16 protein-coding genes are annotated in these 14,345 nt (G+C 68.5%); 2 read left to right on the top strand and 14 right to left on the bottom strand.

Translation table 11 applies throughout. The annotated features are described in order from the left end of the window. Positions 1–6: 6 nt before the first annotated feature. The 4 genes from DSHI_RS06670 to DSHI_RS06655 all read right to left on the bottom strand — a co-directional run bounded on the left by DSHI_RS06670 (position 7) and on the right by DSHI_RS06655 (position 2,490). The gene (locus DSHI_RS06670; protein WP_012177982.1) at positions 7–885 is read right to left on the bottom strand and encodes a sulfotransferase family protein; all 879 of its coding nucleotides are present in this window, start codon (positions 883–885) and stop codon (positions 7–9) included. 4 nt (positions 886–889) lie between these two features. Beyond that, positions 890–1,510, bottom strand: a complete 621-nt coding sequence (locus DSHI_RS06665; protein ID WP_044027659.1) for an NADH-quinone oxidoreductase subunit C — start codon at positions 1,508–1,510, stop codon at positions 890–892. A gap of 90 nt (positions 1,511–1,600) precedes the next feature. Further along, the gene (locus DSHI_RS06660; RefSeq protein WP_012177980.1) at positions 1,601–2,134 is read right to left on the bottom strand and encodes a NuoB/complex I 20 kDa subunit family protein; all 534 of its coding nucleotides are present in this window, start codon (positions 2,132–2,134) and stop codon (positions 1,601–1,603) included. After that, complete coding sequence (locus DSHI_RS06655) at positions 2,125–2,490, bottom strand: NADH-quinone oxidoreductase subunit A (protein WP_012177979.1); 366 nt, start codon at positions 2,488–2,490, stop codon at positions 2,125–2,127. The genes DSHI_RS06660 and DSHI_RS06655 overlap by 10 nt, the downstream gene beginning before the upstream one ends. 341 nt (positions 2,491–2,831) lie before the next feature. On the opposite strand from DSHI_RS06655, the gene DSHI_RS21315 reads away from it, so the two are divergent. Continuing rightward, on the top strand, positions 2,832–3,440 hold the full coding sequence (locus DSHI_RS21315; protein ID WP_012177978.1) for a VPLPA-CTERM sorting domain-containing protein: 609 nt from the start codon (positions 2,832–2,834) through the stop codon (positions 3,438–3,440). A 1-nt stretch (position 3,441) separates the two neighbouring features. On the opposite strand, the gene DSHI_RS06650 is transcribed toward DSHI_RS21315, so the two are convergent. The 6 genes from DSHI_RS06650 to DSHI_RS06625 form a co-directional block, all read right to left on the bottom strand. Beyond that, positions 3,442–3,660 (bottom strand): glycine zipper 2TM domain-containing protein, encoded by a 219-nt coding sequence (locus DSHI_RS06650; protein ID WP_012177977.1) that lies wholly within the window; start codon positions 3,658–3,660, stop codon positions 3,442–3,444. A 139-nt stretch (positions 3,661–3,799) separates the two neighbouring features. Then, the gene (locus DSHI_RS06645) at positions 3,800–4,588 is read right to left on the bottom strand and encodes a crotonase/enoyl-CoA hydratase family protein (RefSeq protein ID WP_012177976.1); all 789 of its coding nucleotides are present in this window, start codon (positions 4,586–4,588) and stop codon (positions 3,800–3,802) included. Then, positions 4,585–5,448 (bottom strand): hydroxymethylglutaryl-CoA lyase, encoded by an 864-nt coding sequence (locus tag DSHI_RS06640; RefSeq protein WP_012177975.1) that lies wholly within the window; start codon positions 5,446–5,448, stop codon positions 4,585–4,587. Before DSHI_RS06640 ends, DSHI_RS06645 begins: the two co-directional genes overlap by 4 nt. Beyond that, entirely contained in the window at positions 5,445–6,113 is a 669-nt protein-coding gene (locus DSHI_RS06635) for a glutathione S-transferase family protein (protein WP_012177974.1), read from the bottom strand. Before DSHI_RS06635 ends, DSHI_RS06640 begins: the two co-directional genes overlap by 4 nt. Beyond that, positions 6,110–8,095, bottom strand: a complete 1,986-nt coding sequence (locus DSHI_RS06630) for an ATP-binding protein (protein ID WP_012177973.1) — start codon at positions 8,093–8,095, stop codon at positions 6,110–6,112. Before DSHI_RS06630 ends, DSHI_RS06635 begins: the two co-directional genes overlap by 4 nt. A gap of 111 nt (positions 8,096–8,206) precedes the next feature. Next, a complete protein-coding gene (locus tag DSHI_RS06625) occupies positions 8,207–9,811 on the bottom strand; it encodes a carboxyl transferase domain-containing protein (RefSeq protein WP_012177972.1) in 1,605 nt (534 codons plus the stop codon). A 143-nt stretch (positions 9,812–9,954) separates the two neighbouring features. Between DSHI_RS06625 and DSHI_RS06620 the strand changes: the two genes are divergently transcribed. Next, entirely contained in the window at positions 9,955–10,563 is a 609-nt protein-coding gene (locus tag DSHI_RS06620) for an OmpW/AlkL family protein (protein WP_012177971.1), read from the top strand. A 74-nt stretch (positions 10,564–10,637) separates the two neighbouring features. Here DSHI_RS06620 and DSHI_RS06615 read toward each other — a convergent pair whose 3' ends face one another. From DSHI_RS06615 to DSHI_RS06600, 4 genes are all read right to left on the bottom strand, one after another. Beyond that, complete coding sequence (locus DSHI_RS06615) at positions 10,638–10,976, bottom strand: hypothetical protein (protein WP_012177970.1); 339 nt, start codon at positions 10,974–10,976, stop codon at positions 10,638–10,640. Positions 10,977–11,000: 24 nt separating this feature from the next. After that, a complete protein-coding gene (locus DSHI_RS06610; RefSeq protein WP_012177969.1) occupies positions 11,001–12,164 on the bottom strand; it encodes an isovaleryl-CoA dehydrogenase in 1,164 nt (387 codons plus the stop codon). Positions 12,165–12,329: 165 nt separating this feature from the next. After that, on the bottom strand, positions 12,330–13,541 hold the full coding sequence (locus DSHI_RS06605; protein ID WP_012177968.1) for a DegT/DnrJ/EryC1/StrS family aminotransferase: 1,212 nt from the start codon (positions 13,539–13,541) through the stop codon (positions 12,330–12,332). Positions 13,542–13,591: 50 nt separating this feature from the next. Next, on the bottom strand, positions 13,592–14,266 hold the full coding sequence (locus tag DSHI_RS06600; protein ID WP_012177967.1) for an HAD-IA family hydrolase: 675 nt from the start codon (positions 14,264–14,266) through the stop codon (positions 13,592–13,594). Between the last annotated feature and the right edge of the window lie 79 nt (positions 14,267–14,345).

Here is a 14,345-nt window from a genome sequence, read left to right as displayed (position 1 = left end):
CATCGGTTACACTCCAACTTCTGCCGCGTGCCAGCCCGCAGGGATGCGGCCGATCAGGCGGTGTACATGGTCATATTGCGGCGCCAGCGCCTCGGCCGCGATGGCGCGGCGGCCCGGCTCCAGCGCGATGGGCGCGCTTGCATGCACCCGGGTCTCCAGCGGCGCGGGGCGCGACGCGATCCCGAGAAAGGCACAGATCCGCGCCACGGTCTCGGGGCGGAACAGCTCTTCGTAAAAGCCCAGGAAGCGGTCCTTTTCGGGGATCGCCGACAGGATCCGCGTCAGCGGCCCCTCGTAGTCGCAGCGCTCCGCCAGGGCCTTCTCTTCGCCCCGGGTCCAGCGGTCGAAGATCCAGTTGGCCCGATCGGCGATGTCCTTCTCGGACCCGCCCTTCCAGCCCGCCATCATGCGGATATTGGACCACAGCCGGTCGATGGGATCGCGCAACAGGTAGATGAATTTCGTCACCGGTCCGAGGGCGGCCATGGACCGCAGACGGTCCTCCGAGAGCAGCGCATAGGCCGGCGTGATATCCCCCACGACCCTCGCGCCCTTGCGCCCCTTTTTGAGGAAGGCGACATAGGCCTGGGGCCGCTCGACCCCCTGCCCCAGCAGGCCGAGATAGCGGTCGATCTCGGCCACTTCGAAACGCAGCCTGTCATGCTCGGCGCCCGAGGCGTCGCGCATCCGCGCCCGCAGACCCGCCCGCTTGTCACATAGCCCGTCGATCTGCTCCATCACCTGGTCGCGATCCAGTGCGTCGAAGTAATGCAGCTCCTTGTGGGTCCAAAGATGCACCTCCGGGTGGCGATCCAGGTAGTACTGGAGCCAGCTCGTGCCCGCTTTCGTGGCACCGATCCCGAACAGGAGCGTGACATCGGCCATCGGCTCAGCCCTTGGCCTCTGCTTTGTCGTCGGTCTTCTCGTCGCCGGGCAGGATGTATTCCGCGCCTTCCCAGGGCGACATGAAGTCGAACTGACGGTATTCCTGCACCAGGTTCACCGGCTCATATACGACGCGCTTCTTCTCCTCGTCATACCGCACCTCGGTGTAGCCCGTGGTCGGGAAGTCCTTGCGCAGCGGGTAGCCGCGAAACCCGTAATCCGTGAGGATCCGCCGCAGGTCGGGATGGCCCGAGAACAGGATGCCGAACATGTCGAACACCTCGCGCTCGAACCAGTTGGCCGACGGGTGTTCGGAGATGATCGAGGGCACGATGTCGTCCTCGCGCACCGGCACCCGGATGCGGATGCGGTGGTTCTGGTACATCGACAGGAAGTGGTAGACCACGTCGAAGCGTTGCGCGCGCTCGGGGTAGTCCACCGCCGTGATGTCGATCAGGGTGGAGAACTTGCAGGTCGCGTCCGTCTTGAGAAACGCCACCAAGCCGACAATCGAATTCGGTGTTGCCACCACGGTCAGCTCGTCATGGGCGATCTCGGTCGAGATCACGCAATCGGGGCGTTTCATCTCGATATGAGCGGCCAGCTCCTGGAGGGCTGCGGTCATGGTCGTCTCTCCTGCGCGTCCGCGCATCTGTCGTCCTGCGCGCGGCACAGCACGCGCTCGTTCATACCGCGTCGCCGCGGCCAACGCGCGTCACCGCACGATCGTTCCGGTCCGGCGGATCTTGCGCTGCAACTGCAACAGACCGTAGAGCAGCGCCTCCGCCGTCGGCGGGCAGCCGGGGACATAGATGTCCACGGGCACCACGCGGTCGCAGCCGCGCACCACCGAATAGCTGTAATGGTAATAGCCCCCGCCATTGGCGCAGGACCCCATCGAGATCACGTAGCGCGGCTCGGGCATCTGGTCGTAGACCTTGCGCAGCGCGGGCGCCATCTTGTTGGTCAGCGTGCCGGCCACGATCATCACGTCCGACTGGCGCGGCGAGGCGCGCGGCGCGATCCCGAAGCGTTCGGCATCGTAGCGCGGCATCGAGGTGTGCATCATCTCGACCGCGCAGCAGGCCAGACCGAAGGTCATCCAGTGCAGCGAGCCGGTGCGCGCCCAGTTGATGATGTCCTCGGTCGAGGTCAGCAGAAAGCCCTTGTCCTGCAACTCGTTGTTGAGAAGTTGCGTCGCGTGCTCCTTGTCGGGGCCTGCGTCATAGGCTGCGGTGCTCACTCCCATTCGAGGGCTCCTTTTTTCCATTCGTAGGCGAACCCGATCGTCAGGACCGCCAGGAAAACCATCATGCTCCAGAACCCGACGACCCCCACATCCTGGAACGCCACCGCCCAGGGGAAGAGGAACGCGACCTCCAGATCGAAGATGATGAAGAGAATCGCCACCAGGTAGAAGCGCACGTCGAACTTCATCCGCGCATCGTCGAAGGCGTTGAACCCGCACTCATAGGCCGACACCTTCTCGGGGTCCGGATTGCGCACCGCGAGGATCACCGCAGCGAGGATCAGGACAAGGCCCAATCCGATGGCAATCGCCAGGAAAACAAGGATCGGAAGGTATTCTCGAAGCAACTCTTCCACGTGGGGCTCCTTCCTGCGGCGCGCCGGGGCAGGCGCTCGTGGGCTCAGATCATGTCGGTCCGGTCGGGGCGGGTCTACCGTTGCATACCGAGCCGGTCAACAGAACCGCCTGCGGCAAACACGCCTCCGATTTGTCCCGAGTGTAAGACCCTTGCGGGCGGGTGCCAGAGACGGGGTGACGCAGGCGCCTCACCCGGCGCCCTTCCCGCGCCGCGACCATAGCACAAAACCGAACCTGCGATACAGGTTTTACCGCGAACGGCGCGTCTCGCGTCCCTCTTGACGCAAACGGGGCGCATCAGGCAGGGTTTCCTTAATTTTCAGCCAATGAAGGATTACCCATGATCAAACGCTTTTTTCACGCTGCGCTCTGCACTGCCCCATTGCTCGCGGCCCTTCCCGCCTCCGCCGCCACCGTGTTCGAGGCAAACCCCCTTGGGCCCGGCGGTTTCGACATTACGGCGACCGCGCCCTCTTCGATCGCACCTGCGTCGATCACCTATCTCGACACGGTGTTCGGCGGGGCGGCCCTCGTCATCAGCGGGAAAGAGAGCTTCTCCGGCGTGCTCGCCTCCGGCCGCGACATGGTCTCTCTGAGCTTCGAGGTCTATGAACCGAATACGCCGCAACTGCTCGAGGGCTGTAATGCGGTCTGCGAGGACAGCACCTTCACCCTGGCGCTGTTCGACGATGGCACGGAGGTGTTCTCGGCCAGTTTCAGCCCCACGGACAATACCGAACAACTGGTGGAATTCTCCGGACTGCCCGGCGTGGTTTTCGATACCTTCACGATCACCGAAACCGTCGGCGGCATCGACAACGAGTTCTTCGCAAATTTCGAAGCCGGTCTCGCGCCGATCCCCCTGCCCGCGCCGGCGCTGCTGTTGCTGGCGGGGCTCGGCGGGCTGGGGATGCTGCGCCGGAAGCGCTCGGCCCCGGCGCAGTCCTGACCTAGCGGCTCGCGGGCTGGCTGGCGCCCACCTGCGCCCCGGCGGCGGCGCCAAGCAAGGTGGCGGCGGTACGGCCGCTGCCACTGCCGATCTGGTTGCCCACTGCCGCCCCGGCGAGCGCGCCGGTGGCTGCATTGATGGTCTGGTTGTCACTGCAACCGGCGACGGCCCCGGCGCCGATCACGACGAGGCCCAAAACGAAACTGCGAGATAGGGTCATATTTCCTGTCCTTTTACTGCACGCACTGCCTGTCCCGACAGCCTGCGTGAAAGGATGCGGCCGCAACCGCCGCAACGCAAGAGGTCTCACGCGCGCCCAATGCGCAAGCGCGGTTTCCAGCCGGTTCCGCCCGGACAGATCAGGATGCCCATCGCGCTTTGCGCTTGTCGAAGAAGGCGGCGATCCCCTCGGCCGCCTCGTCGCTTTCCCACCTTTCGCGCAGCGCCGCCACGGTCGCGTCGATCTGCGCCTCGGTGACCGTGCCGCCCAGCTCCAGCGTCAGCGCCTTGGCCGCCGCCACCGCCCCCGGCGCCACCGCGAGATAGGGCGCCACCTCGGCCTCCACGGCGGCGTCCAACTCCGCCTCCGGCACCGCCCGCGCCAGAAGGCCCAGCCGGACCGCCTCGGCCCCATCGAAGAGCCGGGCCGACATGAACACCCGCCGCGCGCAGGCCTGGCCCATGCGCGCTACAACATAGGGCCCGATCGTCGCCGGGATCAGCCCGAGCCGCGTCTCGGTCAACCCGAACCGGGCGTCCTGCACCCCCACCGCCACGTCGCAGACGGCCATCAGCCCGACACCCCCGCCGAAGGCCTGCCCCTGGATACGCCCGATCACCGGCTTGGGCAGCGTGTTCCACGCGCCCAGCATCTGCGCCAGGCTGCGCGCCTCCCGCGACCGGGTGTCAGGGTCCGCCGCCATCTGCGCGCGCATCCAGCCCAGATCGCCACCGGCGCAGAAACTCCGGCCCGCCCCGGTCAGCACCACCACCCGGACCGCCGCATCCGCGGCAAGGCTCCGGGCGAGACCGTGCAACTCGGCGATCATCGCGGCATTCATGGCGTTGTGCTTGTCCGGGCGCGCCAGGGTGACCGTCACGACCCCGCGCCCGTCCCGCGCAACCTCAAGTGTCTCGAATCTCGTCATGCGCGCTCCTTTCGGCGCAGGGCCCGCGCCATCTGCGCCGCCCGGTCCAGCGCGTCGCGATCGAGCCCGGTCTCGTAACCGGCCGCCGCGAGATGCGCCGCCACGGCCTCGGTCGCCACGTTGCCCGCCGCTCCGGGCGCATAGGGACAGCCCCCCAGCCCCCCGGCGGAGGCATCGAAGACCCGCAGCCCCGCGTCGAGTGCGGCATCGATATTGGCCAGGGCCCGCCCGGCGGTGTCGTGGAAATGCCCGGCCAGCTCCGCCGCGGGCAGCTCCGCCAGCACGGCCTCCAGCATCCGCGCCACCGCCCGAGGGGTCGCGCGCCCCAGCGTCTCGCCCAGCGAGACCTCGTAGCATCCCAGCGCCCGCAGGCGCGCGGCCACCCGCGCGACCGCCTCGGGCGGGGTCGGGCCGTCATAGGGGCACTCCGTCACGCAGGAAACATACCCCCGCACCGGCAGCGCGGCCTCCGCCGCCGCCGCGCAGATCGGCGCGAACCGCGCAAAGCTCTCGTCGATCGAACAGTTCAGATTGGCCTGCGAGAACCCCTCGCTCGCCGCCCCGAAGATCGCCACCTCGTCGGCCTGCGCGGCCAGGGCCGCCTCGAACCCGCGCAGGTTCGGCGCCAGCGCGCCGTACCGCACCCCCGGCGCGCGGGCGATCCCGGCCAGCACCTCGGCGCTATCGGCCATCTGCGGCACCCATTTCGGGCTGACGAAGCTCGCCACCTCGATCCGCCGGAAGCCGACGCGGCTCAGCGTATCGACCAGGGCGACCTTCCGCGCGGTCGCGATCACCCCCGGCTCGTTCTGCAAACCGTCGCGCGGGCCGACCTCGACGATCTCGACCGCATGGCTCATGGCCGGTCATCCAGCGGCGCATAGAAGTCGCGGTCATAGATGCCCGTTCCCGGCTCCGGCAGCGAGGCCTGGAACGCGGGCCGCTCGGCCATGCGCGCATACCAGTCCGCCAGCGCCGGATACGGCTCCAGCGCCGCGAAATGCCGCCCCATGTAGACCGCCTGCCCGACGCTGACATCCGCCGCCGAAAACCCGCTTTCCAGAAGTGTGCGCGCCGCGAACCCCTTGGTCAGCCTGGCCTCCAGCGCGGCATAGCATTTCTCCAGCCGCCGCGCCTCCAGCCGGGTCAGGATCGGGGAGCGCATGGCGTCGTCGTAGAGCATCACATGCTGCTGGGTCAGGGCCGCCACATGGGCGCTGAGCGTCTCGGCGAAATGCACCAGGACCAGCCAGTCCATCCGCTCCATGCTGCCGGGGCTGCGGCCCAGCCCGTCGGGCGAGAACCGCTCGCACAGGTACTCGGTGATGGCGCCGGTCTCGACCATGACCTCGCCGTCGATCTCCAGGGCGGGCACCCGGCCCGCGGGCGACAGGGCCAGGAATTCCGGGCTGCGCAAGGTCTTGTCGAAGGGATAGATCCGGATTTCGGCGTCCAGCCCCAGCTCCTGGATGAGCCACAGGGTCCGCATGGACCGGGTCTGCGGGCAGTGATGCAGGCGGATCATTCGGCGGCCTCCTCCGGGCTCTCATCCGTGCGCTCGTTTGGGGTTTCGTCGGGGGCCAGCAGGATCAGCGGCGCTCCGGCGCTGACCTGTGCGCCCTCGGCCACCAGAACCTCCGACACCACCCCGTCCCGGCCCGCCGTCAGCGTATGCTCCATCTTCATCGCCTCCAGGATCGCGAGCCGCGCGCCCTGCGCCACGGTATCGCCGGGGGCGACGAACACCGCCTTCACCAGCCCCGGCATCGGCGCCTCCACATGGCCCGCCCCCGGTCCCGCCGCCCCGGCCCGGTGCAGCGGGTCGGGCGCGGTGAAGTGGTAATTGTTGCCCCAGAACACGCTGACGCCCGCGGCATGGACGACGATCCGCGCCGGTGTCGGTGCGCCGTCCACCCACCAGGCCCCGCCGCGCCGGGTGATCTCGTGGGTCGCCTCCCCGATGCCCACCCGGAAACTGCCGGCCCCGCGTGTCTCGATCCGGGCCTCGATCTCCGCCTCGCCGAACCGCAGCCCCTGCGCCTGCACCAGCGGCGCCCATAGCGTGAACCCCGCCCCGTCCGGCCCCCCTTCATGGAGCCCCGCCGCCCCGAGCGCCGCCAGCGCGCGCGCCCGGCTGCACGGCACCGGCGCGGGCGACAGGGTCTCGACCTCCCGGTCGATCAGGCCGGTATCCACCTCGCCCGCAAAAAACCCGCCATGCCGCGCCAACGCCCGCAGAAAGGCGAGGTTCGTCACCGACCCGGCCACCTCGCACCCCGCCAGCACCCGGTCGAGCTTGCGCAAGGCGCTTTGCCGCGTCGGGCCATGGACCACCAGCTTGGCGATCATCGGATCGTACCACGGGCTGATCTCGTCGCCCGCGCGCACCCCGGTTTCGATCCGCGCATCCGCCGGAAAGGCCAGATGGGTGAGCCGCCCGGTCGCAGGCAGAAAGCCCTTGGGCACGTCCTCCGCATAAAGCCGCGCCTCGAAGGCGTGCCCCCGCAAGGACAGATCCTCTTGCCGCGCGGGCAAAGGCTCCCCCGACGCCACGCGCAATTGCCACGCCACCAGGTCGACGCCGGTCACCGCCTCGGTCACCGGATGCTCCACCTGCAGGCGCGTGTTCATCTCCATGAACCAGAACCGATCCGGGCGCAGCCCGTCGCTGGCGTCCACGATGAACTCCACCGTGCCCGCCCCGGCATAGCCGATGGCCTCCGCCGCCCGCACCGCCGCCGCCCCCATGGCCGCGCGCATCTCCGGCGTCATGCCGGGGGCTGGCGCTTCCTCGATCACCTTCTGGTGACGCCGCTGGAGCGAACAGTCCCGCTCGAAGAGATGCACCGCCCGCGCACCATCCCCGAACACCTGCAGCTCGATATGGCGCGGCGTCGCCACGTATTTCTCCAACAGCACATGGTCATTGCCAAACGCACCGCGCGCCTCGGCCCGGGCCGCCTCCAGCGCACCGGCGAACCCCTCCGGCCCCTCGACCCGGCGCATGCCCTTGCCGCCGCCGCCCGCCACGGCCTTGATCAGCACCGGATAACCGATCGCCTCGGCCTCCGCCGCCAGGCGCGCGGGGTCCTGATCCGCCCCCTGGTAGCCGGGCACAACCGGCACGCCCGCCTCCGCCATCAGCGCCTTGGCGGCATCCTTCAGGCCCATCGCCCGGATCGCCGCCGCCGAAGGCCCGATGAAGACCAGCCCGGCCGCCGCCACGGCCTCCACGAAATCCGGGTTCTCCGACAGAAAGCCGTAACCGGGATGGATCGCCTCCGCCCCGGTCGCCCTGGCCGCGGCGATGATCGCCTCCCCCCGCAGGTAGCTGTCACGCGGCGCGGCCCCGCCGAGGTTCACCGCCATATCCGCCATGGCCACATGCCGCGCCCCGGCATCCACGTCGGAATGCACCGCCACGGTCTGCACCCCGAGCCGCCGACAGGTGTCGATGACGCGGCAGGCGATCTCGCCCCGGTTCGCGATCAGGATACGCTCAAACACCGGCCCATCCCTTCCTTGTTCCCCAAATACTCATCTCCCGGTCCCGCCGACCCTCGCCCACGCCTGCCACGCCCGCCGGCCGCGCAACGCAAAGAGAGGCGCGCGCGACCGTCACATCCGGAACACGCCGAAGCGCGTCTCCTCGATGGGCGCATTCAGCGCCGCGCGCAACGACAGCGACAGCACCGCGCGCGACTTGCGCGGGTCCACGATCCCGTCATCCCACAGCCGCGCCGAGGCATAGAGCGGATGCGATTGCGCCTCGAACATCTCGATGGTGGGCTGCTTGAACGCGGCCTCCTCTTGCGCCGACCAGCTGCCGCCCTTGCGCTCGATGGCGTCGCGCTTCACCGTCGCCAACACCCCCGCCGCCTGCGCCCCGCCCATGACCGAGATCCGCGAGCTCGGCCAGGACCACATGAAGCGCGGCTGATAAGCTCTTCCCGCCATGCCATAATTCCCCGCCCCGAAGGAGCCGCCCACGACCATGGTGATCTTCGGCACCGCGGTCGTCGCCACCGCCGTTACCATCTTGGCCCCGTGGCGCGCGATGCCTTCGTTCTCGTACTGCCGCCCGACCATGAACCCGGTGATATTCTGCAGGAAGACCAGCGGGATCTTGCGCTGGCTGCACAGTTCCACGAAATGCGCGCCCTTCTGGGCGGCTTCGGAAAACAGCACCCCGTTATTGGCGACGATCCCCACCGGGCAGCCCTCGATATGGGCGAACCCGGTCACCAGCGTCTCGCCGAAGCGCGGCTTGAACGCATCGAAGCGCGAGCCATCCACGATCCGCGCGATCACCTCGTGAATATCGTAGGGAACGGAGAGGCTTGCAGGCACAAGCTCAAGTAATTCCTCAGGATCGTAAGCCGGGGCCTCCGGGCTCTGCCACACCACCGAAGAAGGTGCCGCCCGGTTCAGCGACGCCACCGCCTGCCGCGCCAGCGCCAGCGCATGGGCGTCATCCTCGGCCAGCGCATCGGCCACGCCCGACAGGCGGGTGTGCACATCGCCCCCGCCCAGATCCTCGGCGCTCACCACCTCGCCCGTGGCGGCCTTCACCAGGGGCGGCCCGGCCAGGAAAATCGTGCCCTGCGCCTTCACGATGATCGTCACGTCCGACATCGCGGGCACATAGGCACCCCCCGCCGTACACGACCCCATCACCACGGCGATCTGCGGAATGCCCGCCGCCGACATCCGCGCCTGATTGTAGAAGATCCGCCCGAAATGGTCCCGGTCGGGGAAAACCTCGTCCTGGTTGGGCAGGTTGGCGCCCCCGCTATCCACCAGGTAGATGCAGGGCAGATGGCATTCCGCCGCGATCTCCTGGGCGCGCAGGTGCTTTTTCACCGTGATCGGATAATAGGTGCCGCCCTTCACCGTGGCATCGTTGCACACGACCATCACGTCCTGGCCGTGCACGCGGCCCACCCCGGCAATCGCCCCGCCACAGGGCGCCGCCCCATCGTGGAGCCCGTGCCCCGCCGTCGCGCCCACTTCCAGAAACGGCGATCCGGGGTCGAGCAGGTTTGCCACCCGGTCCCGCGGCAGCATCTTGCCCCGGGCCACATGACGCGCGCGGGCCGCCTCTCCGCCGCCGGCCGCGGCCAGGGCTGCCACCTGCGACACCTGCGCAAGTGCAGCGAGATGGGCCGCGCGATTGGCCGCCCCCTCGGAGGTACCCGCAACCCAATTCGTGTTCAGTTTCATGTCACAAGCCCCGTATCTCGGATCGGTTTCGGGGTGGGTGCCATCATGCCGCAGGTGCGAAATCCGGCGGTTTGACCTGTATCAAAGTTGGCGCAATCCCCCGACGTCAGAAGAGGGCCCGAACCAAGAAGAGGGACAGACCCATGAAGACACACCTCCTGACGACCGCCGCCGCGCTCGTGCTCACATCCGCCGCCCCGGCGCTCGCGCAATCGGCCGGCGACTGGACCTTCGGTGTCGGTATCATCAACGTGAACCCGGACTCCGACAATGGCTCGGTCGTAGACGGCACGCTGGACGTGGAGGTCGGGTCCGACACGCAACTGTCGCTGACGGCGGAGTACTTCTTCACCGACAATATCGGCCTCGAAATCCTCGCCGCGACCCCGTTCACCCATGACATCGATGTCGGCGACGGCGCCGTCACCGGCGAAACCAAGCACCTGCCGCCGACCGTCTCGGTGAACTACCACTTCACGCAGTTCAGCGGGTTCAAGCCCTATGTGGGCGTCGGCATCAACTACACCAACTTCTTCGAAGAGAAGTCTTCCGCCGGCACGCTGGAGCTGGACGACAGCTGGGGTCTCGCTGCGCAGATCGGTGTGGACATCCCCGTGACCGAGCGCGGCGCGCTGCGCCTCAACGCCCGCTACATCGACATCGAAACCGATGCCAAACTGAACGGGGCGGATATCGGCACGGTCAAGATCGACCCGGTCGTTCTGAACGTGGCTTACGTCTTCACCTTCTGATCTGGTCCGAAGCCGCACATCCCGGGGCGCATCCACGCGGTGCGCCCTTTTTCGCGCCGTGACACAGCCCGTGCTCATGTCTGGGGCCTCTGGGCGCGCTCGCGCCCGGTGAAGGCCAGCCCCCCGTCGCGGCGGATGTAGTAGTCCCAAGCCTCCTGCGTGCCCTGGGGCCGGCAGCGCACGACCAGCCAGACACCGGGATCGCGCCCCGGCACCGCCGCGCAATCGGTCAGCACCGCCGTGCCCTCCCCCTCAAGCCGCGCGTGATCCGCAAGATACTGCGCCGCGTAGTGGTTGATCACCGCCGTCTCGTCCAGCGCCGCGCGCTGCATGCCCAACCGTACCCCGTTCGCCGCCAGGATCAACACGATGATCCCCAGCGGCAGGAACCACAACCACCGCGGCCACGCCATCGCCTCACGCCTCCGGCCCCATGGTCATGCCATGGCCGCCATCAATTCGCGCCCGACCAGCATGCGCCGGATCTCCGACGTGCCCGCGCCGATCTCCATCAGCTTGGCGTCCCGGAACATCCGCGCCACGGGGCTGTCGTTGAGAAACCCCGCCCCGCCCATGGCCTGCACCGCCTGATGGGCGACCTTCATCCCCTCCTCGGAGGCATAGAGCACACAGGCCGCCGCGTCCTGGCGCGTCACCTCGCCCCGGTCGCAGGCCTTGGCGACCTCGTAGGCATAGGCCCGCGCCGAGTTCATCGCGGTATACATGTCGGCGATCTTGCCCTGCATCAGCTGGAAATTCCCGATCGGCTCCCCGAACTGCCGCCGCTCGGTCATATACGGCATGACCTCGTCGAGACAGCCCGCCATGATCCCGATATTGACCCCCGACAGCACCACGCGCTCGTAATCCAGCCCGGACATCAACACCGCGACCCCGCGCCCCTCCTCGCCCAGCACGTTCTCGAAGGGCACCTCCACATCCTCGAAAATCAGCTCCGCGGTGTTCGACCCGCGCATCCCCAGCTTGTCGAAATGGGGCGAGGTGGAGAAGCCCGCCATCTCCTTTTCGATCAGAAACGCGGTGATTCCCTTCGATCCCGCCTCCGGGTCGGTCTTGGCATAAACCACCAACGTATCGGCATCCGGCCCGTTGGTGATCCAGTATTTCGTGCCGTTCAGCCGGTAGTGATCGTTGCGCTTCTCGGCGCGCAGCTTCATGCCCACCACGTCCGACCCGGCCCCGGCCTCGGACATGGCCAGCGCCCCCACATGGGCGCCCGAGACCAGCTTGGGCAGGTATTTCTCCTTCTGCGCGTCAGTGCCGTTCAGCTTGATCTGGTTGACGCACAGGTTCGAATGCGCGCCATAGCTCAGCCCGATGGAGGCCGACGCGCGGGAGATTTCCTCGACCGCGACCGTATGGGCCAGGTATCCCATCCCGGCCCCGCCATAAGCCTCGTCCACGGTGATGCCCAGCAGGCCCAGCTCCCCCATCTCGGGCCAGAGCGCGTTGGGAAACGCATTGCTCCGGTCGGTCTCGGCGGCGAGCGGCTTCACCCGCTCCTGCGCCCAGCGATGGACCATCTCGCGCAGGGCTTCCACCTCTTCGCCGAGATCGAACTTCATGGATGCCATGAACATGGGCGCCCGCTCCTCCCAAAATTGAACGCTTGTTCATTTGTAGGCATGGTGAGGGAGTCTGTCCAGAGGAATTGCGCGCGCCGAGGCGCACGCCCGAAAGGGGGCGCTGCCCCCGTCGCCCTGGCGGGCGCCTCCCCCGGGATATTTATCGACTTGAGCCCAGGGTCATTCCGCCGCCATGGCCCCTGGCAGGCGCCGGGCCTCGTCGGCCAGGATCCGCGCGATCTGCGCGCAATCGGCCTCCGAGAAGGTCAGCGGGAGGCGCAGGTCGAGCAGGGTCGCAAGGACACGGTCCGTGCGCGGCAGGGTCTGGGCCGGGGCGTAGCGCCAGCTGTCATAGCGCGAGGTAAAGCCCACCGGCTCCGCCGCGCCGAACCATTTAAGCTCCACCCCGCGCGCGGCACAGCGCGCCACGAAGGCCGCGATCGCCTGCGGGGCCGCCTCGGGCAGGCGGAACTGGAAGGACGAGGCGACGAATTGCTCTTTCCCGGGCCGATGCGGCAGTGCGAGGCCCTCGGCCCCTGCCAGGGCGGTCTCCAGCACCCGGTAAAGCGCATTCCAGCGCGCCGCCTGCCGCGGCAGGTCCGCCAGTTGCGGCCGCAGGACCGCCGCGCGCAGATGGTCCATCCGGCCCGAGACATTTGGCGTGTCGTATTTCACCCGCTCGAACACCTCCGGATCCGGCGCGGCCCCGTGACGGGCATAGAGCATGTAGCTCCCCGACAGCATCACCGCCCGCGCCATCAGTTCCGCATCGTCGGAGATCAGCAAGCCGCCCTCGCCGGAATTGATATGCTTGTAGGTCTGGGTCGAGAAACAGCCGAACGCCCCGAAGCGGCCCGTGGGCGTCCCGTCCCAGGCCGCCCCCATGGTGTGCGCGCAATCCTCGATCAGGGTCAGGCCATGGCGGGTGCAGATCGCGCCGAGCGCCTCCACGTCGCAGATATGGCCGCGCATATGGCTCAGCAGCAGGGTCCGCGCGTCGCCCGCCGCCGCCTTCGCCTCCAGATCGTCGAGATCAAGCACCAACTCCTCGGTCGTCTCCAGAAACACCGGCACCGCGCCCACCGCCGCCACCGCCCCCGGCACCGGGGCCAGGGTGAAGGCGTTGGTCAGCACCTTGTCGCCCGGGCCCACCCCCAGCGCGCGCAGGGCCGTGCCCATGGCATAGCCGCCCGAAGCCACGGCCAGGCAATACCGCGCCCCGGTCTGCGCGGCGAACTCCTGTTCCAGCAGGCCGACCTCGCCCAACTCGCCGGGGGCCAGGTTATAACGGTGCAACCGGCCCGAGCGCATCACCGCCACCGCCGCCGCGATGGCGGCCTCCGGGATCGGCTCCTGCTGAGTGAAATTGCCTTGGAAGATCTCGTCGGACATATCGGCCCCCTGCCCTGTTGCCCAAGGATTGGACCGATCGAGCCCAGCCGTCAATGGCCGGGATGGAGCCCCGAAAGCACCGCGTCCAGCCCGTCGTAATGATCGAGCAGCGCCTCGGGCGCCAGCTCGGCCACCGCGCGCCCGGTCGGCCCGAAGGTCACCAGAACCGACGGGATGCCCGCCGCGCGCGCGGTTTCCCGGTCGGTCACCGTGTCGCCGATCAGCACCGCGCGCGCCGGATCGCCGCTCACCCGCGCGATGGTCTCGAACAGGGGCGCGGGGTCGGGCTTGCGCACGGGCAGGGTGTCGGCCCCCACCAGGGCGGCGAACCGGTCGCGCACCCCCAGCCGGGTCATCAGCGTCTCGGCCAGCCCCGCGGGCTTGTTGGTGCAGATGCCCACCTTGTGCCCCGCGCCCCACAACCGCTCCACCGCCGCCATCGCGCCGGGATAGAGCCGCGTATGCACATCGATGGCCCCGGCATAGGCTTCCAGCAGGACGGGATAGTCCCGGTCCACATCCGCCTCGCTCCAGCCCTGGCCGAGCCGCTCCATCCCCAGCCGCAGCATCGCGCGCCCGCCGGCGAAGGCCGTCGCCGCATCGGCCAGCGGGTCGAGGGGCGCGCCCTGCCCGCGGGCCGCGAAACAGGCATTGGCCGCGGCGATCAGGTCCGCACTGGTATCGGCCAGGGTGCCGTCGAGATCGAAGATCACCGAAAGAGACATGCGCGCGCCTTTCCGCCTGCGGGGCGTGAGGGGGTGAAAAGAACGAAACACCAAGTGACATCGCCCCCGGTTGCGGGGC

Origin of the sequence: Dinoroseobacter shibae DFL 12 = DSM 16493 (genome assembly GCF_000018145.1) — a bacterium.
Lineage (GTDB): Bacteria > Pseudomonadota > Alphaproteobacteria > Rhodobacterales > Rhodobacteraceae > Dinoroseobacter > Dinoroseobacter shibae.
The sequence above is the reverse complement of the archived record's forward strand: the minus strand, read 5'-3'. Positions and strand labels throughout refer to the sequence as shown.

Coding starts and splice junctions, on each gene's coding strand:
- DSHI_RS06670 (WP_012177982.1), bottom strand. CDS start 885: ATGGCCGATGTCACGCTCCTGTTCGGGATCGGTGCCACGAAAGCGGGC.
- DSHI_RS06665 (WP_044027659.1), bottom strand. CDS start 1,510: ATGACCGCAGCCCTCCAGGAGCTGGCCGCTCATATCGAGATGAAACGC.
- DSHI_RS06660 (WP_012177980.1), bottom strand. CDS start 2,134: ATGGGAGTGAGCACCGCAGCCTATGACGCAGGCCCCGACAAGGAGCAC.
- DSHI_RS21315 (WP_012177978.1), top strand. CDS start 2,832: ATGATCAAACGCTTTTTTCACGCTGCGCTCTGCACTGCCCCATTGCTC.
- DSHI_RS06650 (WP_012177977.1), bottom strand. CDS start 3,660: ATGACCCTATCTCGCAGTTTCGTTTTGGGCCTCGTCGTGATCGGCGCC.
- DSHI_RS06645 (WP_012177976.1), bottom strand. CDS start 4,588: ATGACGAGATTCGAGACACTTGAGGTTGCGCGGGACGGGCGCGGGGTC.
- DSHI_RS06640 (WP_012177975.1), bottom strand. CDS start 5,448: ATGAGCCATGCGGTCGAGATCGTCGAGGTCGGCCCGCGCGACGGTTTG.
- DSHI_RS06635 (WP_012177974.1), bottom strand. CDS start 6,113: ATGATCCGCCTGCATCACTGCCCGCAGACCCGGTCCATGCGGACCCTG.
- DSHI_RS06625 (WP_012177972.1), bottom strand. CDS start 9,811: ATGAAACTGAACACGAATTGGGTTGCGGGTACCTCCGAGGGGGCGGCC.
- DSHI_RS06620 (WP_012177971.1), top strand. CDS start 9,955: ATGAAGACACACCTCCTGACGACCGCCGCCGCGCTCGTGCTCACATCC.
- DSHI_RS06615 (WP_012177970.1), bottom strand. CDS start 10,976: ATGGCGTGGCCGCGGTGGTTGTGGTTCCTGCCGCTGGGGATCATCGTG.
- DSHI_RS06610 (WP_012177969.1), bottom strand. CDS start 12,164: ATGTTCATGGCATCCATGAAGTTCGATCTCGGCGAAGAGGTGGAAGCC.
- DSHI_RS06605 (WP_012177968.1), bottom strand. CDS start 13,541: ATGTCCGACGAGATCTTCCAAGGCAATTTCACTCAGCAGGAGCCGATC.
- DSHI_RS06600 (WP_012177967.1), bottom strand. CDS start 14,266: ATGTCTCTTTCGGTGATCTTCGATCTCGACGGCACCCTGGCCGATACC.